The following is a 21,253-nucleotide window of genomic DNA, read 5'->3' on the forward strand; positions in this document are numbered from 1 at the left end:
GAAGCGTTATCTCGCCTTGCAGCGTAAATGCGGCGATTTAAGGGGGCGTTAAGCACCTGGAACGCGTGAAAATTGCGTTCATGGCCCGGCATACGATCAATGCAGGGCGAGCCTTCTACTTATTAGATCAATCTAAATCATCTATGAATAATGAGAGTTGCCACGTCTTTGCCATGAATTAGATTTAGCCGCTCTTGTGCGGGTAGACGGTCCCCAGGGAGCGGATGTGGCGCGACGGAACCGCCATGGAGCCCTTTCGAGCCCTATGGAACCCACGCCAGCTTTTTCAGGTTCAGGATCGTGCCCCGTGAGAGTCGGGGGGTCTTTCAAGGATAGTGCGGCAGGGGGTCTCGAAGGCTGCCGGATGGATGGAGGTGTTCGTGCGTTCACAACCGGTACGACGTCCCGTGGGACCAGACCAGCTGTCCTTGTTGCAGCAGGTCTTCGATACGGCATGCAATCAATACCAGATCGGCAAGGACACGCCGGACGGAGAAGCGCTTGCCGTCATTCTGGTCAATTCCCTGCAAAAAGGCATGGACGAGAAGGAGGCACTGGCCTCGCTTGCCGAAACCATGGCACACAGCCGTTAAGGCATAATGCGCAGAACCGTGTAACGGTTTTGCGTCAATGGTCTCAGTTAGAACGGCCCGCGCAAAAATGAGAGACGCGTTACCTTAAAGACCTGAAGCGTGAGCCGCGACGCCTTATAGCTCGCGACGCGCTTTGCGCATCCCACCTCGTCACTCCCTTCGATCCCCGCGCCCTTGATGCCGGCTTGTCAAACGCGCGGAACCTATTTCCGCCTCGTTAGTTGACCGGCATCTTGACCATCAACAAGGAGTTCACGGGATGATCGAAGCTGGAAGAAATTCCTCGCTGGAAGCGCGCGGCGAGCGCATTGCGGGCGAAGCGGACGACGCCATGCGGGCCGAAATTTCCGCGCTGCGCAAGGAAATCGAGCATATTCGTGCCTCGCTCTCCGATTTTGGTGCCGATACCTATGAGACGGTCAAGGGCAAGGCTTCGGAAGCTGCCCATTATGTTCAGGAAGAGGCAACATCGGTTGCGGGCGTGATTCGCGAACATCCTGCCACGGCCGGAACCCTGCTGACGCTGGTTGGCGGCATCGGCTTTGCCATCGGCTATCTTGTGGCAACCACGTCCCTTGAACAGAAGCAGGCCTGGTATCGCCGCTACTATTGAGCGGCCTCGGACGCCTCTGCCTCGCGCGGGGGCTGGCACACATCCACCCAGGTGGCGGAGGTCAGCTCCGCCATTCTTTCCGGTGTGATGCGAACGGCGGCATTGATGGCCCCCGCAGCCGGAACGACGATCTCGAAGCGCTTCAGCGATTCATCGCAGTAGATGGCAAGCGGTTCCAGAACGCCAAAGGGGCAAACGCCTCCGACGGGATGGCTTGTTCTGGCAACCACTTCATCCGCATCCAGCATTCGGGGCTTGGCGCCGAACCGATCGCGAAATTTCCGGTTATCCAGCCGGCTCATGCCCGATGTCACCAGAAGCAGCACCTCATCCCCCGCCCGCAGGCAGATTGTCTTGGCGATCTGGTCCGGTTCCACCCCGTGAGCATCTGCTGCCAGCGCGACGGTTGCGGAACTCGCTTCCGTTTCAATGACATGAATATCCGGGGCGTGACGGGCGAAAAATTCTTTAACGGATGCAAGGCTCATACCCGCCAAGCTAACCAAGCTTTCCGAATGTGACAAGCATTTGAACACGGGTTGAAGAAGCTATGAGGAAAATGCATTGCTGCACTGCGAAAAACTGACTTTTTTTTAAGCGATAATTTGATAATGTTCAAACATCGACAGACGCACTCCTCCTCCCAGTGTCTGTCGAAGGGACCAGCAACACCTCCTCCTCCCAGTTGCTGGCCAGTATCAGAAGCCCGGCGTATCCTCCTCCCACGCCGGGCTTCTTCTATTTTCAGGAGGAGTTTGAACCCCTTGAGCCAGCTTGACATTTGCGCCAAGGCAGGGCTAACTTCCTCGGCATCGATATTTGTTTGACTGTGGCACTACAGCGCTCATTCGCGCTGACGACGACCCTTCCCTCAAATACGACCTTCCACGCTTTCATCGTTTGCGCGGTGAGAGCAAAGTCAACGTTGCGAGTGAAAGGACATCGTAATGGCTACTGGTACTGTAAAGTGGTTCAATGCAACCAAGGGCTTCGGCTTCATCCAGCCTGACGACGGCGCTGCCGACGTTTTCGTGCACATCTCTGCTGTTGAGCGCGCTGGAATGGCTGGCCTCAAGGACGGCCAGAAGATCGCTTACGAACTGGTCACCGACCGTCGTTCGGGCCGCGTTTCGGCTGACAGCCTGCAGGCTGCTTGATTCGTTTTTAAAACGAATTGTTGGAATTTTGAATGGCGCCCTTGCAATCGCGGGGCGCCATTCCCATTTCAGGATCAAGCGGCAACCGATCCGTTCTCCTGAAGGATGTAAAATGCCTTCAATGCCTTTCGAAGAGAGACAATTTCGTTAACGATTTGTTAACCTTCTTGAGAGACCATGAGAACATGAAAATGCGCTGATGCAAATCGGTGCTGTCGGAAAGCCGGACCTGTTTCGGAAACTGACCACGGATGTACTGGCAGAATCGAAATAGGCAGGAAAAGGTCGGGTTCATCCCCGGCCTTTTTGCTTTTCTGGATCCTTGTGGGAAAGGCCTGGTCCCTCCTTGATGTGGCAGGGACCAGACAGCCAGGCTCTTGAGCGAATTAAAGCGCCGCCAGGATGCGAATCCAGGAACGGATGCCCTTATGGAATGAATTGAGATCGTATTTCTCGTTGGGCGAATGGATGCGATCATCGATCAGGCCATAGCCGACGAGGAGCGAATCCATGCCGAGATAGGTCTGGAAATCGCCGACGATCGGGATTGAGCCCCCCATGCCGACGACCACAGCCGGCTTTGGCCATTCATCGGAAAGGGCTGCCTTGGCTTTGGTGAGCACCGGCGAATCGTAAGAAAGCTGGATGGCCGGTGATGCCCCGTGCTCCTGGAATTCGACGCGGCAATCGGAGGGAATTTTGGAGCGGATATAGGCGCGGAAGCTCTCGCGGATCTTGTCCGGGTCTTGCTCGCCCACAAGGCGGAAGGAGACCTTGGCGGAAGCCTGTGCGGCAATGACCGTCTTGAAGCCTTCGCCGGTATAGCCACCCCAGATGCCGTTTACTTCGCAGGTGGGGCGCGCCCAGGTGAGTTCGAGAACGGAACGTCCCTTTTCGCCGGATGGCTCGGACAGGCCCACTTCGCCCAGGAAGGTCTTTGCGTCGCGGCCAAGCGTTTCCCAGCTTGCCTTGATGTTTTCCGGCGTTTCTTCCACACCATCATAAAAGCCCGGCAGGGTGACGCGGCCCGTTTCGTCACGCAGGCCGGCAAGCGCCGTTGTCAGTATATGGATAGGGTTGGCAGCAGCACCGCCGAAGAGGCCGGAGTGAAGGTCGCGATCGGCTGCGAAGACGGTGATTTCCTCGCCAACGAGGCCGCGAAGCGTGGCGGCAATAGCGGGAGTTTGCGTATCCCACATGCTGGTATCGCAGACCAGGGCGAATTCCGCCTTCAACTCATCCGCATTGGCCTCCAGGAAGGGCTTGAGAGAGGGGGAACCCGATTCTTCCTCACCCTCGAACAGGATGGTGATGCGGACGGGAAGCGAACCCGCAACCTCCTTATAGGCACGGCAGGCTTCAACGAAGGTCATGAGCTGGCCCTTGTCGTCCGAGGTGCCGCGTCCGGTCAGCACTTTGCGACCATTGCCGATATCCTTCACCTTCGGATCGAAGGGATCGTTTTCCCAAAGCTCGATGGGATCGACCGGCTGAACATCGTAATGGCCGTAGAAGAGAACATGCGGCGCATCCGGGCGACCGGCCTCATGATGGGCAACGACCATGGGGTGGCCGGGGGTATCCCGCAGGGAGGCGGTGAAGCCAAGCCCATTCAGTTCTGCAACCAGCCATTCCCCCGCCTTGCGGCATTCGGCCTTATAGGCGGGATCGGTGGAGATGGAGGGAATGCGAACCAGCTCGAACAGGCGCTCAAGGCTTGCGGTGAGGTTTTTATCGGCCTGTTCGAGAATGGGGGAGAGATCGGTCATGCGGATCAGCCTTGCAATTTTGCGTGCGAAATAGAGTGCCAGCTTTCGCGCGACCCTTGGCCTTGCGTCAGCGGTGCGCCGTTTTAGCAAACGACGAAGAGGTACCCTAAGCATGTCGCGCAAAAGTGTGAAGCGGTTTTGCGGTCACGACATGCTTGGAAGGAAGCATGTCGCGCAAAAGTGTGAAGCGGTTTTGCGGTCACGACATGCTTGGAAGGAAGCATGTCGCGCAAAAGTGTGAAGCGGTTTTGCGGCGCTGATGCTTCACGCCGGAGGGGCGGGAGGGGACGCTGCTTGTTCGGTAGACGTGGCTTCAAGACGGCGCGCATTGGCCAGCGCCATGCGCATGTACTCTTTCAGAAGCTCCTTTTCGAAGCGCCGGAAACCTCCGAAAAGATCGCCATCTGCCTGGTTGGCGGCATCGGTTGCCAAGGGTTCGAGGGAGCGGCCGTGGTCTGTCAACTCGATAATCTGCGCCCGCCGATCCTTCGGGTGCGGGCGGCGGGCAATGAGCCCGTCGCGCTCCATGCGGGCCAGCGTGTTGGCAAGGGTGGCCTGCTCGATATCGAGCCTGTGCAGCAATTGCCGCTGGGTGACCCCATCTTCCTGCCAGAGGGATTGAAGAACCGGAAATTGACCGGGCGAGAAGCCGAGCGACGCTGCCCGCTTTTGCAAGGCGCGTGAAAGGCTCTTGGCAAGTTGGCTGGCCAGGTAAAGGGTGGAATCTGCGTTCTCGAAGGTCATTGGCAGGGCAAACCTGATTCGACAGCATGAGATGTATCGCAGCGTATGCTCTTGCAGGGACTTTGGGAATGGTAAATGCAAAACCGCCACGACCGGGGAGGGGATCGGTCGTGGCGGTGATTGAAGGACAAAGGCCCGGAGAGGGGGTGAGGCCTTTGTCCGGCCTGACGCGGCGGGGGACAAGCCGACAATCAGGCTGCGGCGTGATCAATCGCCGATGCCTGAGAGATGGCCACACAAAAGCGCCCCTTCAAGGGAAGGCAGATTACAATTGAGTAACGTTCCGGTGAACGCGCTAGGAGTGGGCAAATTGCTGGAAGCAGAGGCACTTTTTCGAAGCGGCAATGTGCGCGAGGATAGACCTTTTCCGTGAGGCAGGGTATCCATCCTCTCATGAAAAAAGGCGATCATCTCTTCCTCGTGGACGGCTCCGGTTTCATCTTCCGCGCCTTCCATGCCCTGCCACCGCTGACGCGCAAGACGGATGGTCTGCCCGTGGGAGCCGTCTCCGGTTTCTGCAACATGCTGTGGAAGCTGTTGACCAATGCCCGCGACACCAATGTGGGTGTAACGCCGACGCATTTCGCCGTCATCTTCGATTATTCGTCGAAAACCTTCCGCAAGGAGCTTTATGACGGATACAAGGCCAATCGATCTGCGCCGCCGGAAGAGCTGGTGCCGCAATTCGGCCTGATCCGCCAGGCGACGCGCGCCTTCAACCTTCCCTGCATAGAGACGGACGGGTTCGAAGCCGACGATATCATTGCCACCTACGCCCGCGCTGCGGAGGCCATTGGTGCGGATGTTACCATCATCTCCTCCGACAAGGATCTGATGCAGCTGGTGACGCCGAATGTCCACATGTACGACAGCATGAAGGACAAGCAGATCGGCATTCCGGATGTCATCGAAAAATGGGGCGTGCCGCCGGAAAAGATGATCGACCTGCAGGCGCTTGTCGGCGATTCTGTCGACAATGTGCCGGGCATTCCCGGCATCGGCCCCAAGACGGCTGCCCAGCTTCTGGAGGAGTTCGGCGATCTGGACACGCTGCTGGCCCGTGCGGGGGAGATCAAGCAGGTCAAGCGCCGCGAAAACATCATTGCCAATGCCGATCTGGCCCGCCTTTCGCGCCAGCTGGTGGAGCTTCGCACCGATGTGCCGCTGGATATGCCGCTCGATGCGCTGGTTCTGGAAAAGCAGGATGGGCCAAAGCTCGTTGCCTTCCTCAAGGCGATGGAATTTGGAACGCTGACGCGCCGTGTGGCGGAAGCCTGCGACTGCGATGCCAGCGTCATCGAACCGGCAGAGGTTCTGGTGGAATGGGGTGCCACGGCGCATGGCCCGGATCTCGACCCCGGTGTTGAGCATAATCAGGATCTTTCGAAGACCGATGCTACGGCTGTGGCTGGTGCTTCTGACATTGCAGGCGGTGCACGTGCGGTGGATGTTGCGGCTGCACGGCACGAAGCCTTCTCCACCCACAAGATCGATCACAGCGGCTATGCGACCATCCGAGACGTGGAGACGCTGAAGCTTTGGATCGCGGCGGCGAAGGAAACGGGTCTTGTTGGCTTCGATACGGAAACGACATCGCTCGATCCCATGCAGGCGGAACTGGTGGGCGTTTCGCTTGCCATTCAGGACAATACGCAAAGCCCGAATTCCGGCAATGTGCGCGCCGCCTATCTGCCGCTTGCCCACAAATCCGGCGGCAATGAAGATCTGTTCAGCGAAGGGCCGAAGCTCGTTGAAAACCAGGTTCCGATGGCTGAGGGACTGGCGCTTTTGAAGGAGCTTCTGGAAGATCCTTCCGTGCTGAAGGTCGCGCAGAACCTGAAATATGATTACCTCGTCATGAAGCGGCACGGCATTACCATGCAAAGCTTCGACGATACCATGCTGATCTCCTATGTGCTGGAGGCCGGTGCCGGAAATCATGGCATGGATGCGCTTTCCGAGCGCTGGCTGGGCCACACGCCGATTGCCTATAAGGACGTGGCGGGTTCCGGCAAATCCGCCGTGACATTCGACCGGGTCGATATTGAAAAGGCAACCGCCTATGCGGCGGAAGATGCCGATGTGACGCTGCGGCTCTGGCTGGTTCTGAAGCCACGCCTTGCGGCAGAAGGACTGACCCGCGTTTACGAGCGGCTGGAGCGGCCTCTGGTGCCGGTTCTGGCGCATATGGAAGAGCGCGGCATCACCATCGACCGACAGATCCTCTCGCGGCTTTCGGGCGAACTGGCCCAGAAGGCGGCAAGCTTCGAAGACGAGATTTACGAGCTGGCGGGTGAGAAGTTCAATATCGGCTCACCGAAACAGCTGGGCGATATCCTGTTCGGCAAGATGGGCCTTCCCGGCGGATCGAAAACCAAGACCGGGCAGTGGTCGACCTCGGCGCAGGTGCTGGAAGACCTTGCAGCGCAGGGCGAGCCATTGCCGCGCAAGATCGTGGACTGGCGCCAGCTCACCAAGCTGAAATCCACCTATACGGATGCGTTGCCAACCTATGTGCATCCGCAAACGAAGCGGGTACACACCTGCTATTCTCTGGCATCCACCACGACGGGGCGGCTTTCCTCCTCCGAACCGAACCTGCAGAACATTCCGGTGCGCAATGCCGAAGGCCGCAAGATCCGCACCGCCTTCATCTCTACGCCCGGCCACAAGCTGATTTCGGCGGATTACAGCCAGATTGAATTGCGGGTGCTGGCCCATGTGGCGGACATACCGCAACTGCGGCAGGCCTTTGCCGATGGCATCGATATTCATGCCATGACAGCTTCCGAAATGTTCGGCGTGCCGGTGGCGGATATGCCAGCCGAAGTGCGCCGCCGGGCGAAGGCCATCAATTTCGGCATTATCTACGGCATTTCCGCTTTCGGTCTTGCCAATCAGCTGTCGATCGAGCGATCCGAAGCAGGCGACTACATCAAGAAGTATTTCGAGCGCTTCCCCGGCATCCGGGATTACATGGAAAGCACCAAGGCCTTTGCGCGCGAACACGGCTATGTGGAGACCATATTCGGCCGCCGCGCCCATTACCCGGAAATCAAATCATCCAACCCGTCCGTGCGGGCGTTCAACGAGCGCGCGGCGATCAATGCGCCCATTCAGGGATCGGCTGCCGACATCATTCGCCGCGCCATGATCCAGGTCGAACCGGCGCTCAACGCGGCCGGCCTTGGCGAGCGCGTGCGCATGCTGCTTCAGGTGCATGACGAACTGATCTTTGAGGTTGAAGACGAGGCAATCGAGGCAGCCATGCCGCTCATCGTGGAAACCATGGAACAGGCATCCATGCCCGCGCTGCACCTGCGTGTGCCGCTGAAGGTGGATGCGCGGGCTGCGGCCAATTGGGACGAAGCCCACTGAAGCCAGTTTCGCTCAGACGGCTTGAGCGAAACGAAGCACTCAGATCAGATGCGATCAGTCAGATATGATCAGTCATGCGTGACACGTGGGGGCGTGACACGTGGGGGCGCCACGCCGAGCGCGCTCAGTTCGGGCGCGCTCAGTTCGGGGGCGCTCAGTTCGAGGGCGCTCAGTTCGGGCGCGCGTAGAGACTTTCCATCGCAACACCCAGCAGATGCTGTGCGTAATCCCGGGCTGCATTTCGAGTGATGCTGGAAACCCCCAGTTCCGTGCAACGCTGGTCCACCGTCTCAACGATCAGGCCAGCCATGCCCTGGGCGGCCTGCGTATCTGCATTCTCCGAGGTGTCCAGTGCCATGGCCAGGGCAGACATGGATACAATCTCAAGGACAACAATCCGCGCCTCAAGGGCGGTGAGCCGTTCATCAAGCGGATCGCTCTTCGGATTGAAGCTAAGGCGAGCTTCATTCATTCTTTCTCTCCAAGCGCGAGTAGTTTTTTTACTCTGCTTCTCCCAGTTGTGCGTAAGGTTCAGAACTATAATGGTATTCTAACATTTTGTTATATATGGGAATGTAGAACTCATTCTGACCTATTTTTGAGAAAATGGAACCCGTATATCGGAACTCCTTGTTGCGCCTCAGCGCGAAAGTGCCACTACTCTAGAGCATAACAAGCATATTTGAGAAGGCTAAAGTTCCGCGGGAGGATCTGGAATTCGGAATTTCGCACATAATTGCTGCGGAGAGGCTAATTATGAATATTTATTACGTGAGCTATACTCAACTCGACATATGATTGCCTGGCGGGCGCTGCTCCTTTATGAAGCCGCTACATAGTCCCGGATGATGGAAATGAAAGCCAGCCCCGCCTTCTCCGGCGCTTCGCTGTTGTCGATTGTCCAGGTTTGGCATGAAATTGCCGTCTCGGTGGGGCGGTGGCTGAGTCGTGCGGCGATCTGCGCGTGGCTTTCGCGACCCCGCATGGCCAGTCGCGCCGCCAGAATCTCCGGACGGGCTGTGATTTCAACCACGGCCACACGCGGGAAGGCGATGAGGAACAGAGGCAGTGCCGAGCGGGAGCCATTGACGATCAGACAGGGCGCGGTGTTCAGCTCTTCCCGGCTTTCGTAGGGAATGCCGTAGCACAGGCCATGCGCCCGCCAGGAAACGGCGAAGCCGCCGGATGCTTCATGCGCAAGGAACGCATCGGGATCGACTGGCCTATGGTCTTCACCACCGGCATCCTGCGGGCGCGTGATCCAGCGTCGAACGAACCGCACGCGCGCATCGGCGGCAAAGTGCCTGGCAGCATGGGCGATCACGGTGTCCTTGCCGACGCCGCTTGGACCGACCACGACGATCAGTATGCCCGTTGATGGCTTGCCAATGCTCATGACCATTGCGCCTTACGCCACGCGTTGTCCGGCTCTCCAGACGGCGCGACAGACGGGAACGCCGTCCTGACGATGAACGCGCACGAGATCCGCGCGCAAACCAACCTCGATACGGCCCCTGTCGCTCATCCCGATCCCTCGTGCGGGATTATCTGTCACCATGGCGATAGCCTCAGGCAGGCTCAGTGCCTCGATGGAATCTGCCAGGATAAAGGGAGCATGGAGAAGGCTGAAAGGCACATAATCCGAAGACAAAACGTCCAGCAGACCTCTCTGCGCCAGATCCCGCGCGGCGATATTGCCGGAATGCGATTTGCCGCGCACCACATTCGGTGCTCCCATCAGCACAAGCATTCCCGCCTCATGCGAGGCCCGGGCAGCGTCGATGCTGGTGGGAAATTCCGCCACCTTCACATTGTGGCTCACAGCCTCCTCAACGTGCTCCAGCGTCGCGTCATCGTGGCTGGCAACGGTGATGCCACGCTCGTTGCACAGGGCGGCGAGCGCATTGCGGTGGCGGGTGGAATAGCGGGCAGAACCTTCAATGCGCCGCTGCGTGAAGGCTTGGAATTCCTCCTCGTTCAACCCGCGCTTGGTTTTGTAGAAGTAGATGTACTGGTCGAGGGTCTGGAACTGCCGCTGCCCCGGCGCATGGTCCATCAAGGAGACCAGCCTGACATTGGGATCGTTCTCGAAATCGGAAAACTGATCCAGAACATCCGGGCAGGGGACTTCGCAGCGCAGATGGAAGAAATGCTGGCTCCTGAGGCGTCCGGCTTTCTGTGCCTCATCGATGACGGAGGCGATAGAGCGCATTTCGCCACGCGGAAAGCCGCCAGCCTCATCCGAGCCGAGGCGCAGACAATCGAGAACCGTGGTAATGCCGGATGTGGCGATCTGCGCATCATGCGCCTGAAGTGCCGCCATCTGATCCCATCGGACACCGGGACGCGGCGCGTAATGGGTCTCCAGATGATCGGTGTGAAGTTCAACCAGTCCTGGAAGGATGAAATCGCCTTCGACATCCTCGCCGGTGTGACTTAAGCCTTCGCTGACATCGCAGATCATACCATCCCTGATCAGGATCGAACCGTGGACGATGTCATCTCTGAGAACGATACGCGCATTGGTGAAGACCTGTTCGCGACTCATGCCGTTTCTCCTCGTCCCTTCAGCGCGAGACAGCGCTGAACGTAAAATGGCTGGCCCGATTCGTGTTCCACGAAAAGGCCCAGATGCTCGACGGCGAGCGGCTTTCCCAGAAAATCGCTGAACTGCTCCTCCAGCAGGCTGCGCACCAGAGGCTTGCAATCCTCTGCCACCGCGCCTGTCAGTGTCATGTGGAAGCGGAACTCCTCAAACACGTAAGGGTAGCCCCATGTCTGCAGCAAATCCCTTTGCCGGGGTTTGAGGCTTTCCGGCCTGCGCTTTGCCAGTTCCGCCACAGAAAGCGGTGCCCGCCAAGGTTCGAAAGCCCGCACCACGCGATCGCACAGTGCATTGATGCCCTCGCTGCCGCCCGCACAGGTGAGCGCGAAGAAGGGCCCGATCTCGGCAAGCTCCAGACGCGGGATGGTGGCCGGTTGTTCCTGCGCACAATACTGTTCGAAAAAACTGCCAAGGGTGGCCGCAGTGCGGTCCTCACTCAAGCGAAACGGAGCTTTCAGCGTGGCATGAAAGCCGTAGCGTGCAGGCTCGCTGACCAGTTCCTGCCATTGCCCACCGGAAAGCCTTGTGCAGGGCGAATCCTGTTCATCTGTCCTGGCAGAGAAAGCGTTTCGGCCAAGCCAGTGACTGGCGGCCCTTGTCAGCGGATGGTCTTCCGGAGGCGTAAAATAAACCGCATAGCGCATGAGGGAGCAAAGCACCTGTGTTTCTGTTCATCAACTTGTAAGCGGTGAAAGGGTGCGCGGTCAAAAGCCAATCGCGACAGCAGGCCGGCCCGGATCGCAAGGACCGGACGGGCAAGATTATGCCTTTGGCTGCAACAAAAGAGGGGCCTCGTGCATTGACTGTTCGAAACGAAGGAGAAAAGCCATGGATGTTACGATCCTGATGACCACCTTCATCTCGGTCTTTGCGGCAAGCGGTATTCTGACCGCCTACTGGTACGCCAAGTAATCACGCGCCGAGCAAGCGGGCGCGATGAGCCTTGAGACGACTGGATATTCCAACGTCATGGATGTGGTGCTGATGCGTGTAAGCATGACCCCATACCCTGCCGGACTTCCCCTGGTCCGGACATAAAGCGACCCCGGTTTAACCGGGGCCGCTTTTTTCGATCTCAGTGCGCGCCGGACATATCGCCCAGCACCTGCTTGGACGCGACGGTGGAATCGGCGTTCAGCTTGTAGACCATGGGTACGCCCGTCGCGAGGTTGAGCTTGAGGATCTCTTCCTTGGAGAGACGATCCAGAACCATGACCAGCGAGCGCAGCGAGTTGCCATGCGCGGCAACCAGAACCGTCTGGCCCTTCAGGACGCGCGGCAGAATTTCCGTCAGGTAATAGGGCCAGACGCGTGCGCCGGTATCGCGCAGGCTTTCGCCACCCGGAGGCGGTACGTCGTAGGAACGACGCCAGATATGGACCTGCTCCTCGCCCCACTTCTCGCGGGCATCATCCTTGTTCAAACCGGACAGATCGCCATAGTCACGCTCGTTCAGCGCGATATCGCGGATCGTTTCCAGGTTTGGCTGGCCGACCTTTTCCAGAACGATGCGGCAGGTATCCTGAGCGCGCTTCAATTCCGAGGTGAAGGCGATATCGAACTTGATGCCGGTATCGGCCAGCGCCTGGCCGCCAGCCGTGGCTTCCTGAACGCCAAGCTCGGTCAATTCCGGGTTTTTCCAGCCGGTGAACAGGTTTTTGAGGTTCCAGTCGCTCTGGCCGTGCCGGACGAGGACGAGGGTACCGCTCATGAATGCCTCCACAAAATTTCAATTCGTCAGTGATTGAGCCCGAGAACATCGAGCATGGTGTAAAAGCCCGGCTTTTGCGGGTGTGCCCAAAGCGCTGCCGCAACGGCGCCGCGTGCGAAGATGGAACGATCCTGGGCGCTGTGAGAGAGCGTGACCAATTCGCCTTCGCCGGCCAGAATGACGGAATGTTCGCCAATCACCGAGCCGCCGCGCAAGGTTGCAAAGCCGATGGTGCCCGCTTCACGCGCGCCGGTATGGCCATCGCGCACGCGCACGGAATGCTCCTTCAGCGCGATACCGCGTCCCTTGGCCGCCGCTTCGCCCAGCAGCAGGGCGGTGCCGGATGGCGCATCCACCTTGTGCTTGTGATGCATTTCGAGAACCTCGATATCCCAGCCGGAGGCGGGGAGCGCTCTTGCCGCCTGCTCTGCCAGGACGCCGAGAAGATTGACGCCAAGGCTCATATTGCCGGACTTGACCACCCGCGCATGGCGGGCGGCGGCAAGGATCTTTTCCTCATCCGCTTCCGAGCAGCCGGTGGTGCCGATGACGTGCACGATGCGCGCCTGTGCCGCAAGACCGGCAAAATTCACAGTGCTGGCAGGGGAGCTGAAATCAATCACGCCATCGGCATGCAGAAAAGCCTCCAGCGGATCGGATGTGACGGGCACGCCGACAAAGCCCGCCCCTGCCAGTTCGCCCGCATCCTTGCCGATGAAGGCAGATGTTTCCCGCTCGACGGCGGCATGAAGTTTGACACCCGGTGTCTGCTGGATGACGCGGATGATTGTTTGGCCCATGCGCCCTGCAGCGCCCACGACCACCAGCTTCATGTCATGCTCGCTCATGCGAAAATCCGGCTCCGTTAAATAAGATCAGTTCGGTGATTGCAAATTGTTGAGGCGAGCGTAGAGCCCGTCCCGCCGGCGCGCAAGCTCTTCATGGCTGCCTTCTTCCGCAACACGGCCGTCCGCCATCACCACGATCTTGTCTGCCTTGACGATGGTGGAAAGCCGATGCGCCACCACAACCACTGTGCGACCGTTCATGGCGCTTTCCAGGGCCTTCTGAACGGCTGCTTCAGACTCGTTATCGAGAGCCGAGGTTGCCTCATCGAGCAGCAGGATGGGGGCATTGCGCACAAGCGCGCGCGCAATGGACAACCGCTGACGCTGGCCACCCGACAGGGTGACGCCGTTTTCGCCGACCGGGGTATCGTAACCCATGGGCTGCGCGAGGATGAAATCATGGGCATAGGCGAGCTTTGCCGCCTCTTCCACATCCTGGTCTGTGGCTTCCGGGCGACCGTAGCGAATATTGTCGCGGATCGTGCCTTCGAACAGATAGGGCTGTTGCGACACATAGGCCAAGTGGCGACGCAGCGACGATTTCGTGACCTTCGCAATATCCTGTCCGTCAATCAGGATCGTGCCATCCGCCGGATCGTAGAACCGCGGAATGAGGGAAATGATCGTAGATTTGCCAGCACCCGACGGGCCAACCAATGCGGTGGTTTTTCCACCTTCCGCCGTGATGTTGACGCCCTTGAGGATCGGCTCCTTTGCATTGTAGCCGAAGACCACATTGCGCAGCTCGATTTCGGCCTTCGTGACCACAAGATCCTTGGCGTCCGGGTGCTCCCGTTGCAGCGGCTGCAAATCCAGAAGCTCGTAGATCATCCGCGCATTGACGACCGCACGTTCCATCTGCACTTGCAGCTTGGCAAGGCGGCGTGCCGGATCATAGGCCATCAAAAGGGCGGTGACGAAGGAGAAAAAGGCACCCGGAGGCACATCATTGTAAATGGAGCGGAAGGCCGCATAGGCGAGAACACTGGCAATCGCAAAGCCCGCAAAGCTCTCGGTGAGCGGCGAGGTGCGCTCGGTGAGCCGTGCAATACGGTTGGCACGGTTTTCCGCTGCATCGATGATCGTGTTCACCTTGCGGCTGAGTTCCTGCTCCATGGTGAAGGATTTCACGATAGAGATGCCCTGGATCGTCTCCTGCATCGCACCGACGACATGGCTGTTGAACTCGACCGATTCCTTGGTGGCGCTGCGCAAGCGCTTTGACACATAACGCAAGGCCCACAGCAGCGGCGGCGCCACGAAAAAGACGATCAGTGACAGGATCCAGTCCTTGCTGATCATCACGCCGATAAGCGCAATCAGCGTGAGAAAGTCGCGTGCAAGCGATGTCACCGTCAAATTCAGGACGTCGCGAATGCCCATGACATTCTGGCTGATCTGGGCCGCCAGATGCGCGGAGCGGGATTCGTTATAGAAACCTACCGACAGCTTCATAAGATGGTCGTAAATTCGGCGCTGATAGACGGCGACGATATTGTTACCGATCTTGGAAAGCGTGGTGGCTTCGAAATAGGAGGCAAAACCACGGATGAGAAAGGCGACGAAAATCGAGCCGCAGATGATCAGGACGAGATCGGCCCGTTTGTTGGCGAAGGCCTCGTTGACGACCGATTCCATGATCCAGGCGGTAAAAGCGGTCGATGCCGCCACGAGGATGAGGCAGCTGATCGCAAAAGCATAGCCCTTAATGTGGTCGCGGCCATTCTCTGCGATGATGCGCTTCAAGACGCCGGTCACCGTGTCTGAATCCACGCGGGCCTGTCCGTTTCTGTCTTTTTCGACTGCTTTCAAAAGCACTGTCCCATTTGACGCCACGGCAGACATGCCGTTTTCCCCGGTCTTAACCAGTCGCAGCGTGCTTGGCTAGCAGGGCGGCCCTACTTCAGCATGCTGTTGCCGCCCGGTGTTCCCCGGCTGCAACAGGCATGTTGCTCTCAATCATGCCTGCCAGCGGCGGCCATCCATGGAAATACCGAAGTGTTCCGGTGTCCGCGCAAAGAAAGCAAGCCCCGCCAGCGCGGCTTGGGGATGCGTGACAATGAAGGTCGGGATCTGCCGCATCATGGCCTGATGCGGGGCCTTGTCCTCAAAGGCAGCACGGAATTCCGGGCGCTTGAAAGCAGGCAGGATCTTCTGGCTGATGCCGCCAGCGATATAGACGCCGCCTTTCGCCATCAGGATCAGGGCCATGTCGCCTGCAAGGCGGCCAAGATAGGTGACGAAAAGGGAAAGCGTTTCCGCTGCCTGGGGATTGCTGCCGGACAGCCCGTGCGAAGAGATATCCGCCGGATCGGTAAACTGCGGCTCGATGCCATCGGCCATGCAGATGGCACGATAGAGATGCACCATGCCGCGCCCGCAGAGGATCTGCTCGCCGGAAATGCGCCCGTCAATGGCTTCGATATGCGGGAAGATCTGATAATCGCGGTCGCTGCGCGGACCCATATCCACGTGGCCGCCTTCGCCGGGAACCGGAAACCACATGTCGCGGGCATGAATGAGGCCGGCAACGCCAAGGCCGGTGCCCGGACCAAGCACGGCACGCGATGCCACGGGTGCTTTCGTCAAGGGGCCGATGGCAGCACGATCATTTTCCGAAAGCGAGGCTGCGGCCAGCGCCTGCGCCTCGAAATCATTGATGACCAGCACATCGCGGAAGCCCAGTTCGCTGATCAGCTGGCGTGGACGCACCACCCAGTTGCAGTTCGTCAGCGGAATGTCATCGTCCTGGATAGGACCGGCAATGGCAAGAATGGCGGAATGGGGCTGGCGTGAGGTCTTGTCCAGCACCTGTGTCTGAATCGCCTCGTCAAGCGTGGCGAAATCCGCCGTGCGCACATTCGGAAATTGCTGCGGTTCCGCAAAAACATCCGTGAGGATCCAGAAGCGGGCATTGGTGCCGCCAATATCGCCGATCAGGATGGGAAAGGCTGGCTTGTCGTTATGGGACGCAGTGGCCATCAAGCGCTTCGTTCCTTCGCTCGGTCAGTTGAAATCGATCAGCTTCTCAGCCGTCGCGCGGTTGAGCGCCATGGGAATATCATAAACCGTGGCAAGGCGCGTCAGAGCCTTCACATCCACATCATGCGGAAGCGGCGTCAACGGGTCGGTGAAGAACAGCAACATGCTGACCTCTCCCGTCGCAATCATCGCGCCGATCTGCTGGTCGCCACCCAGAGGTCCGCTTTTGAGACGTGTCACATCAAGTCCGGGGCAGGCCTCCAGCACGCGCCCGCCGGTGGTGCCAGTGGCAACGATGCGGAATTGGGAAAGGGCCGCTTCGTGCTGCTTGGCAAATTCGGCCATTTCGCCTTTCTTCTGATCGTGGGCGATCAAGGCAATGCAAGGCTTGTCCGACATGGCAGGTCTCTTCACCCCAGGGTTGATCCGCTCGGCAAAAGAAAGGTTTTGATCGAGCGGCTTTTATACGGAAGATCTGTCCCAGAAAAGAGTTTAAAACGATTTACGTCGCGTTTTTCTGCCGTTTTACGGGCGGGCGCGAGGTGCCGGTGCGCTTTCGGGCAGATCCGGCGCGTCATCCTCCGACATGGGGGCAAGCGCGGATGCGGGTGCTGCGGCCGGGCGGGATCCGGCGACCGCATTCGGATTGGCCGGGGCGGCAAGCACCGCGGCGCAGGCCTTTGGCAGATCGGACACCATGACCGGACGCGGCGGCTTTGGCGGCGGCGCGTTCGGATCTTTCTTCGGCTTGGCCCAGGGTTCTTCGGTAAACCACCAGGCGAGCGACTTGTCACAGCCATCGCCAGCCGCAACAGGTGCCTGCGCCTTGCAGCTGGCAAGGCCGGGCGGGCAGGTGAGGCGGATGTGGAAATGCTCGTCGTGCCCGTACATGGGGCGCACCTTGCCGAGATTAGAGCGGTCGCCGGTCCAGCTTTCGCACAGCTTCTTCTTGATGGCCGGATTGACGAAGATGCGCTCCACCTGCGGATAGCTTGCAGCCGTCATGACAAGGCGTGCGGCGGTGGGCGTGAACTTGCGGCTATCGACCGTCAGGAACTTGCTCTTGTCGAGCATGGAGGTGAAGGGGATCGTCTCCCGCTGTTCCGGCGTCAGTCGCGTCTGCGGCATGGGTGTAAACCATATATCCACATCCAGCCCCAACTGGTGCGAGGCATGGCCGAAAGCCATCGGCCCGCCGCGCGGCTGGGACATGTCGCCCACCAGAATGCCATTGCCCCAGCCCAGGCGGACGGCATCTTCCGAAAGTCTCTTCAAGAGGGAGACCGTTTGAGGCATGCCCCAATGGCGATTGCGCGACAGGCGCATGGCCTGCCAGTGCGGCCCATCGTCGGGAAGGGCAACGGCACCGGAAATGCAGCCCTTGGCATAGGAGCCGATGGGGGTGGGTGCGCCAGCGCTCGGGCTGGTGACGGCGCCAAAGGCCTGCTTTGCCGGTTGATCGGCCGCCAGGGCTGCTGTGCCGAGTGACAGCGCAAGGCCGAAAACACCACCTGTCTTCAGGACGCGAAAAAGAAACTTCATGTGCATGGAATGAGCGGCACCTGGTTTTCAGAATAGACCCGGTCTTGCCGGACTGGATAATTCTAGACTGATTTGCTTCATCCGTGAATTGCTGCGCCGATTTCTAGGAAGAATGAAGGCGAAACCGGCAAAATTGGAGGGGTCGTTGATGTGCTTGTGATAAGGCCGGACTGTATTTTGCCCATAATTGCCTTATGCTGCGTGGCAAGAATATCCATAAAATGAGGAAGAACTGTATGGGTTTGGCACATCTGAGACATGGGATTCTGGCCCTTGCCGCCTGCGCGACGATGCTTCTGCCATTATCTGCCAGCGCCCAGGAGAAGACCTGGACCCATGCCATTTCCATTCTGGAACCTGCCAAGCTGCCCGCCGACTTCAAGCAATTTCCCTATGTGAACGCGCAAGCGCCCAAACAGGGGCAGCTGAAGCTCTCGGGTGAGGGCACCTACGACAGTTTCAACCCGCTGGTGGACAAGGGCAATCCGGCGCTTGGCCTTACGCTTGTCTATGACACTCTCCTGAAGCAGTCGGAGGATGAAATTGGGGTAAGCTACGGTCTGCTTGCCGAAGCCATGTTCGTTCCGGAAGATCGATCCTCCGTCACCTTTCGCCTGCGGGCCGAGGCAAAATGGGCGGATGGTCAACCCGTGACGCCGGACGATGTGGTGTTCAGTTTCAACAGCGCCAAAGCCAACAGCAACTTTCTTGCCAACTATTATCGCCACGTGACTGCCGCCGAAAAAACCGGCGAACGCGAGGTGACCTTCCGCTTCGATGAGAAGAACAACAAAGAATTGCCATCCATCGTTGGTGATTTCCCGATCCTTGCGAAACACTGGTATGAAGGCAAGGACGCCAAGGGCAACCCCCGGGACATTTCCAAAGGCAGTCTTGAGCCGCTGATGGGCTCCGGCCCCTACAGGATCGCCTCATTCCAGGCAGGCTCCACCATTCGCTACGAGCTGCGCGATGATTATTGGGGCAAGGATCTGCCGGTCAATGTTGGCCAGTACAATTTCAAGGTGATCTCTTACACCTATTTCGCCGATGACGATGTGCGTTTTGAAGCCTTTCGTGCAGGCGATATCGATTACCGGCAGGAGAACAGTTCCAGCCGCTGGGCAACCCGCTATGATTTCGATGCGGTGAAAGATGGCCGGATCAAGCGTGAGGCACTGCCGAACGAGTTTCGCGCCACCGGCGTAATGCAGGCCTATGTGCCGAACCTGCGCCGCGACCAGTTCAAGGATGCCCGCGTTCGCGAGGCGCTGAACTATGCCTATGACTTTGAAGACCTGAACAAGAATCTGGCCTATGGCGGCCTGAACCGGGTGGACAGTTTCTTCTGGGGAACGGAGCTTGCAGCAAAAGGTCTGCCGCAGGGCAAGGAGCTTGAGATCCTGAACGGCCTCAAAGGCCAGATTCCGGATCGCGTTTTCACCGAAGCCTACAAAAACCCTGTCAACGGCGATCCGAACAAGGTGCGCGATAACCTGCGCAAGGCGGTGCAACTGTTCAAGGAGGCGGGTTGGGAGCTGAAGGGCAACCGCATGGTCAACACCAAGACCGGCCAGCCGATGAGCTTTGAAATTCTGCTCAACAACCCTTCCAGTGAACGTACCGTTCTGCCCTATGTGGCGAGCCTGAAGAAAATCGGTGTGGAGGCGAAGATCCGCACCGTCGATTCCTCGCAATATGCGAACCGTGTCCGCAGCTTCGATTACGATATGATCTACGGTATCTGGGCGCAGACCATGAACCCCGGCAATGAGCAGGAAGGTATGTGGGGCTCATCCTCTGCCAACCAGTCCGGCTCCCGCAATTATGCCGGTATTGCCGATCCTGCCATCGACAAGTTGATCAAACTGGTGACGACCGCCAAGACTCGTGAAGATCAGGTTGCCGCCGTGCATGCGTTGGATCGCGTTCTGCTGGCCAACCACTTCGTGATCCCGATGTTCTATTCCGGTGAAACACGCATTGCCTATTGGGCAAAGCTCATGCACCCGGAGCGCCTGCCGGAATATGGTATCGGCTTTCCCACCATCTGGTGGTCCAAGTGATTTGAGTAGATTTGCGCAAGCCCGGTTCAAGCTGCTTGCGCCAATCTTGCCATGAAGTGCACATAGGCAGCATGCTGATTCTGTGATTCCCCAGGAGCACTCGACATCTTGACCAGACATGAAATGCGCTGCCCGCAGGGCAGCAGCTTCGGAGCACGCTGATGGGTGCCTATATCCTTCGCCGTTTGCTTTTGATGATCCCGACCATGATCGGCATCATGGGCATTTCGTTTCTGGTGGTGCAATTTGCCCCCGGCGGACCTGTGGAACAGGTCATTGCGCAGTTGCAGGGGTCCGATAGCGGAGATCGTCTTTCCGGCAGTTCCGATGTGCAGCCGCTGGGCGGCGGCGGCGACGAGGGGCGCTATCGCGGTGCGCAGGGGCTTGACCCCGAACTGATCGCGAAACTGGAAAAACAGTTCGGTTTCGACAAGCCGCCTCTCGAACGTTTTCTCGAAATGATGTGGAATTATCTTCGCTTCGATTTCGGCGAGAGCTTTTTCCGTAATGCCTCGGTCATGGATCTCATCATCGACAAGCTGCCGGTGTCGATGTCGCTCGGTGTCTGGATATTGATCGCATCCTATGTGGTTTCGATACCGCTTGGCATTCGCAAGGCAGTCAAGGACGGCTCCGCCTTTGACGTCTGGACATCCGGGATCATCATCATCGGCTATGCGGTGCCGAGCTTCCTGTTCGGTATTCTGCTGATCGTGCTTTTCGCGGGCGGATCGTTCTTCGACTGGTTCCCGCTGCGTGGCCTTGTGTCCGACAACTGGTCCGAATTGCCGTGGTGGCAGAAGATTGCCGATTACTTCTGGCATCTGACGCTGCCTCTGATTGCGCTTTCGCTTTCCGCCTTTGCCACGACAACGCTTCTGACGAAGAACTCCTTCATCGACGAGATCAAGAAGCAGTATGTGGTGACGGCACGCGCCAAGGGGCTTTCTGAGCGCAAAGTGCTCTATGGCCATGTCTTCCGCAACGCGATGCTGATCGTGATTGCCGGTTTCCCGGCCTCGTTCATCTCGGCCTTTTTCACCGGCTCGCTACTGATCGAAAACATCTTCTCGCTGGATGGTCTCGGCCGCCTCGGCTACCTCGCCATCATCAACCGCGATTACCCCATCGTGTTTGGAACGCTCTACATCTTCTCGCTGCTGGGTCTCGTTGTCGGGCTGATTTCCGACCTCATCTACACCTGGATCGATCCCCGCATTGACTTTGAAAAGAGGGAGGTGTGAC

Annotated in this window: 19 protein-coding genes; 6 read left to right on the plus strand and 13 right to left on the minus strand. The window is 58.5% G+C overall.

The features are described from left to right. Window positions 1-380 precede the first annotated feature (380 nt). Together ACFSE1_RS03680 and ACFSE1_RS03685 are read left to right on the plus strand one after the other, a co-directional pair. Window positions 381-593: a hypothetical protein gene (locus tag ACFSE1_RS03680; RefSeq protein ID WP_377396715.1), complete on the plus strand. Its 213-nt coding sequence runs from the start codon at window positions 381-383 to the stop codon at window positions 591-593. A 259-nt stretch (window positions 594-852) separates the two neighbouring features. Beyond that, a complete protein-coding gene (locus ACFSE1_RS03685; protein ID WP_377396717.1) occupies window positions 853-1,206 on the plus strand; it encodes a hypothetical protein in 354 nt (117 codons plus the stop codon). Here ACFSE1_RS03685 and ACFSE1_RS03690 read toward each other — a convergent pair. After that, window positions 1,200-1,694 carry a YbaK/EbsC family protein gene (locus tag ACFSE1_RS03690; RefSeq protein WP_377396719.1) on the minus strand — a complete coding sequence of 165 codons (495 nt, stop codon included), beginning with the start codon at window positions 1,692-1,694 and terminating at the stop codon, window positions 1,200-1,202. The two genes, ACFSE1_RS03685 and ACFSE1_RS03690, sit on opposite strands and share 7 nt — an antisense overlap. A gap of 459 nt (window positions 1,695-2,153) precedes the next feature. Here ACFSE1_RS03690 and ACFSE1_RS03695 point away from each other — a divergent pair, with 459 nt between their 5' ends. Continuing rightward, the gene (locus ACFSE1_RS03695; RefSeq protein WP_062555021.1) at window positions 2,154-2,363 is read left to right on the plus strand and encodes a cold-shock protein; all 210 of its coding nucleotides are present in this window, start codon (window positions 2,154-2,156) and stop codon (window positions 2,361-2,363) included. Window positions 2,364-2,749: 386 nt separating this feature from the next. Here ACFSE1_RS03695 and ACFSE1_RS03700 read toward each other — a convergent pair whose 3' ends face one another. Together ACFSE1_RS03700 and ACFSE1_RS03705 are read right to left on the minus strand one after the other, a co-directional pair. After that, window positions 2,750-4,132, minus strand: coding sequence for a M20/M25/M40 family metallo-hydrolase (locus tag ACFSE1_RS03700; RefSeq protein ID WP_377396721.1), 1,383 nt, complete (start codon window positions 4,130-4,132; stop codon window positions 2,750-2,752). Between the two features lie 264 nt (window positions 4,133-4,396). Then, window positions 4,397-4,876, minus strand: a complete 480-nt coding sequence (locus ACFSE1_RS03705) for a MarR family winged helix-turn-helix transcriptional regulator (RefSeq protein ID WP_377396723.1) — start codon at window positions 4,874-4,876, stop codon at window positions 4,397-4,399. Window positions 4,877-5,269: 393 nt separating this feature from the next. On the opposite strand from ACFSE1_RS03705, the gene polA reads away from it, so the two are divergent. Further along, window positions 5,270-8,254 carry a DNA polymerase I gene (gene polA, locus ACFSE1_RS03710; protein ID WP_377396725.1) on the plus strand — a complete coding sequence of 995 codons (2,985 nt, stop codon included), beginning with the start codon at window positions 5,270-5,272 and terminating at the stop codon, window positions 8,252-8,254. A gap of 169 nt (window positions 8,255-8,423) precedes the next feature. Here polA and ACFSE1_RS03715 read toward each other — a convergent pair whose 3' ends face one another. The 10 genes from ACFSE1_RS03715 to mepA all read right to left on the minus strand — a co-directional run bounded on the left by ACFSE1_RS03715 (window position 8,424) and on the right by mepA (window position 17,942). After that, window positions 8,424-8,726 carry a hypothetical protein gene (locus ACFSE1_RS03715; protein WP_377396727.1) on the minus strand — a complete coding sequence of 101 codons (303 nt, stop codon included), beginning with the start codon at window positions 8,724-8,726 and terminating at the stop codon, window positions 8,424-8,426. A 348-nt stretch (window positions 8,727-9,074) separates the two neighbouring features. Then, window positions 9,075-9,650, minus strand: a complete 576-nt coding sequence (gene phnN, locus ACFSE1_RS03720; RefSeq protein ID WP_377396729.1) for a phosphonate metabolism protein/1,5-bisphosphokinase (PRPP-forming) PhnN — start codon at window positions 9,648-9,650, stop codon at window positions 9,075-9,077. A gap of 12 nt (window positions 9,651-9,662) precedes the next feature. Next, window positions 9,663-10,802, minus strand: coding sequence for an alpha-D-ribose 1-methylphosphonate 5-triphosphate diphosphatase (locus ACFSE1_RS03725; protein ID WP_377396731.1), 1,140 nt, complete (start codon window positions 10,800-10,802; stop codon window positions 9,663-9,665). Further along, a complete protein-coding gene (locus tag ACFSE1_RS03730) occupies window positions 10,799-11,503 on the minus strand; it encodes a DUF1045 domain-containing protein (protein ID WP_377396733.1) in 705 nt (234 codons plus the stop codon). Before ACFSE1_RS03730 ends, ACFSE1_RS03725 begins: the two co-directional genes overlap by 4 nt. Window positions 11,504-11,934: 431 nt before the next feature. Further along, window positions 11,935-12,570 carry a 2,3-bisphosphoglycerate-dependent phosphoglycerate mutase gene (locus tag ACFSE1_RS03735; protein ID WP_377396735.1) on the minus strand — a complete coding sequence of 212 codons (636 nt, stop codon included), beginning with the start codon at window positions 12,568-12,570 and terminating at the stop codon, window positions 11,935-11,937. Window positions 12,571-12,596: 26 nt separating this feature from the next. Next, a complete protein-coding gene (gene dapB / locus ACFSE1_RS03740; protein WP_377396737.1) occupies window positions 12,597-13,418 on the minus strand; it encodes a 4-hydroxy-tetrahydrodipicolinate reductase in 822 nt (273 codons plus the stop codon). A gap of 27 nt (window positions 13,419-13,445) precedes the next feature. Further along, on the minus strand, window positions 13,446-15,263 hold the full coding sequence (locus ACFSE1_RS03745; protein ID WP_377396739.1) for an ABC transporter ATP-binding protein: 1,818 nt from the start codon (window positions 15,261-15,263) through the stop codon (window positions 13,446-13,448). 114 nt (window positions 15,264-15,377) lie between these two features. Further along, window positions 15,378-16,400, minus strand: a complete 1,023-nt coding sequence (locus tag ACFSE1_RS03750) for a glucokinase (protein ID WP_377396741.1) — start codon at window positions 16,398-16,400, stop codon at window positions 15,378-15,380. 24 nt (window positions 16,401-16,424) lie between these two features. Continuing rightward, the gene (locus ACFSE1_RS03755) at window positions 16,425-16,799 is read right to left on the minus strand and encodes a methylglyoxal synthase (protein ID WP_377396743.1); all 375 of its coding nucleotides are present in this window, start codon (window positions 16,797-16,799) and stop codon (window positions 16,425-16,427) included. Window positions 16,800-16,925: 126 nt separating this feature from the next. Next, a complete protein-coding gene (gene mepA / locus ACFSE1_RS03760) occupies window positions 16,926-17,942 on the minus strand; it encodes a penicillin-insensitive murein endopeptidase (RefSeq protein WP_377397225.1) in 1,017 nt (338 codons plus the stop codon). Window positions 17,943-18,178: 236 nt separating this feature from the next. Here mepA and ACFSE1_RS03765 point away from each other — a divergent pair, with 236 nt between their 5' ends. Together ACFSE1_RS03765 and ACFSE1_RS03770 are read left to right on the plus strand one after the other, a co-directional pair. Next, window positions 18,179-20,008 (plus strand): extracellular solute-binding protein, encoded by a 1,830-nt coding sequence (locus ACFSE1_RS03765; protein WP_377396745.1) that lies wholly within the window; start codon window positions 18,179-18,181, stop codon window positions 20,006-20,008. A 161-nt stretch (window positions 20,009-20,169) separates the two neighbouring features. Next, window positions 20,170-21,252 (plus strand): microcin C ABC transporter permease YejB, encoded by a 1,083-nt coding sequence (locus tag ACFSE1_RS03770; protein ID WP_377396747.1) that lies wholly within the window; start codon window positions 20,170-20,172, stop codon window positions 21,250-21,252. Window position 21,253 lies beyond the last annotated feature (1 nt).

The sequence above is a fragment of the Affinirhizobium helianthi genome (genome assembly GCF_042680945.1).
Taxonomy (GTDB): Bacteria; Pseudomonadota; Alphaproteobacteria; order Rhizobiales; family Rhizobiaceae; genus Neorhizobium; species Neorhizobium helianthi.

Bases quoted from the DNA above. Each gene is read 5' to 3' on its own strand.
- ACFSE1_RS03725 (WP_377396731.1), bottom strand. From the start codon at position 10,802: ATGAGTCGCGAACAGGTCTTCACCAATGCGCGTATCGTTCTCAGAGAT.
- ACFSE1_RS03765 (WP_377396745.1), top strand. From the start codon at position 18,179: ATGGGTTTGGCACATCTGAGACATGGGATTCTGGCCCTTGCCGCCTGC.
- ACFSE1_RS03685 (WP_377396717.1), top strand. From the start codon at position 853: ATGATCGAAGCTGGAAGAAATTCCTCGCTGGAAGCGCGCGGCGAGCGC.
- dapB (WP_377396737.1), bottom strand. From the start codon at position 13,418: ATGAGCGAGCATGACATGAAGCTGGTGGTCGTGGGCGCTGCAGGGCGC.
- ACFSE1_RS03745 (WP_377396739.1), bottom strand. From the start codon at position 15,263: ATGTCTGCCGTGGCGTCAAATGGGACAGTGCTTTTGAAAGCAGTCGAA.
- mepA (WP_377397225.1), bottom strand. From the start codon at position 17,942: ATGAAGTTTCTTTTTCGCGTCCTGAAGACAGGTGGTGTTTTCGGCCTT.
- ACFSE1_RS03730 (WP_377396733.1), bottom strand. From the start codon at position 11,503: ATGCGCTATGCGGTTTATTTTACGCCTCCGGAAGACCATCCGCTGACA.
- ACFSE1_RS03695 (WP_062555021.1), top strand. From the start codon at position 2,154: ATGGCTACTGGTACTGTAAAGTGGTTCAATGCAACCAAGGGCTTCGGC.
- ACFSE1_RS03690 (WP_377396719.1), bottom strand. From the start codon at position 1,694: ATGAGCCTTGCATCCGTTAAAGAATTTTTCGCCCGTCACGCCCCGGAT.
- ACFSE1_RS03750 (WP_377396741.1), bottom strand. From the start codon at position 16,400: ATGGCCACTGCGTCCCATAACGACAAGCCAGCCTTTCCCATCCTGATC.
- ACFSE1_RS03700 (WP_377396721.1), bottom strand. From the start codon at position 4,132: ATGACCGATCTCTCCCCCATTCTCGAACAGGCCGATAAAAACCTCACC.
- ACFSE1_RS03770 (WP_377396747.1), top strand. From the start codon at position 20,170: ATGGGTGCCTATATCCTTCGCCGTTTGCTTTTGATGATCCCGACCATG.
- phnN (WP_377396729.1), bottom strand. From the start codon at position 9,650: ATGAGCATTGGCAAGCCATCAACGGGCATACTGATCGTCGTGGTCGGT.
- ACFSE1_RS03705 (WP_377396723.1), bottom strand. From the start codon at position 4,876: ATGACCTTCGAGAACGCAGATTCCACCCTTTACCTGGCCAGCCAACTT.
- polA (WP_377396725.1), top strand. From the start codon at position 5,270: ATGAAAAAAGGCGATCATCTCTTCCTCGTGGACGGCTCCGGTTTCATC.
- ACFSE1_RS03715 (WP_377396727.1), bottom strand. From the start codon at position 8,726: ATGAATGAAGCTCGCCTTAGCTTCAATCCGAAGAGCGATCCGCTTGAT.
- ACFSE1_RS03755 (WP_377396743.1), bottom strand. From the start codon at position 16,799: ATGTCGGACAAGCCTTGCATTGCCTTGATCGCCCACGATCAGAAGAAA.
- ACFSE1_RS03735 (WP_377396735.1), bottom strand. From the start codon at position 12,570: ATGAGCGGTACCCTCGTCCTCGTCCGGCACGGCCAGAGCGACTGGAAC.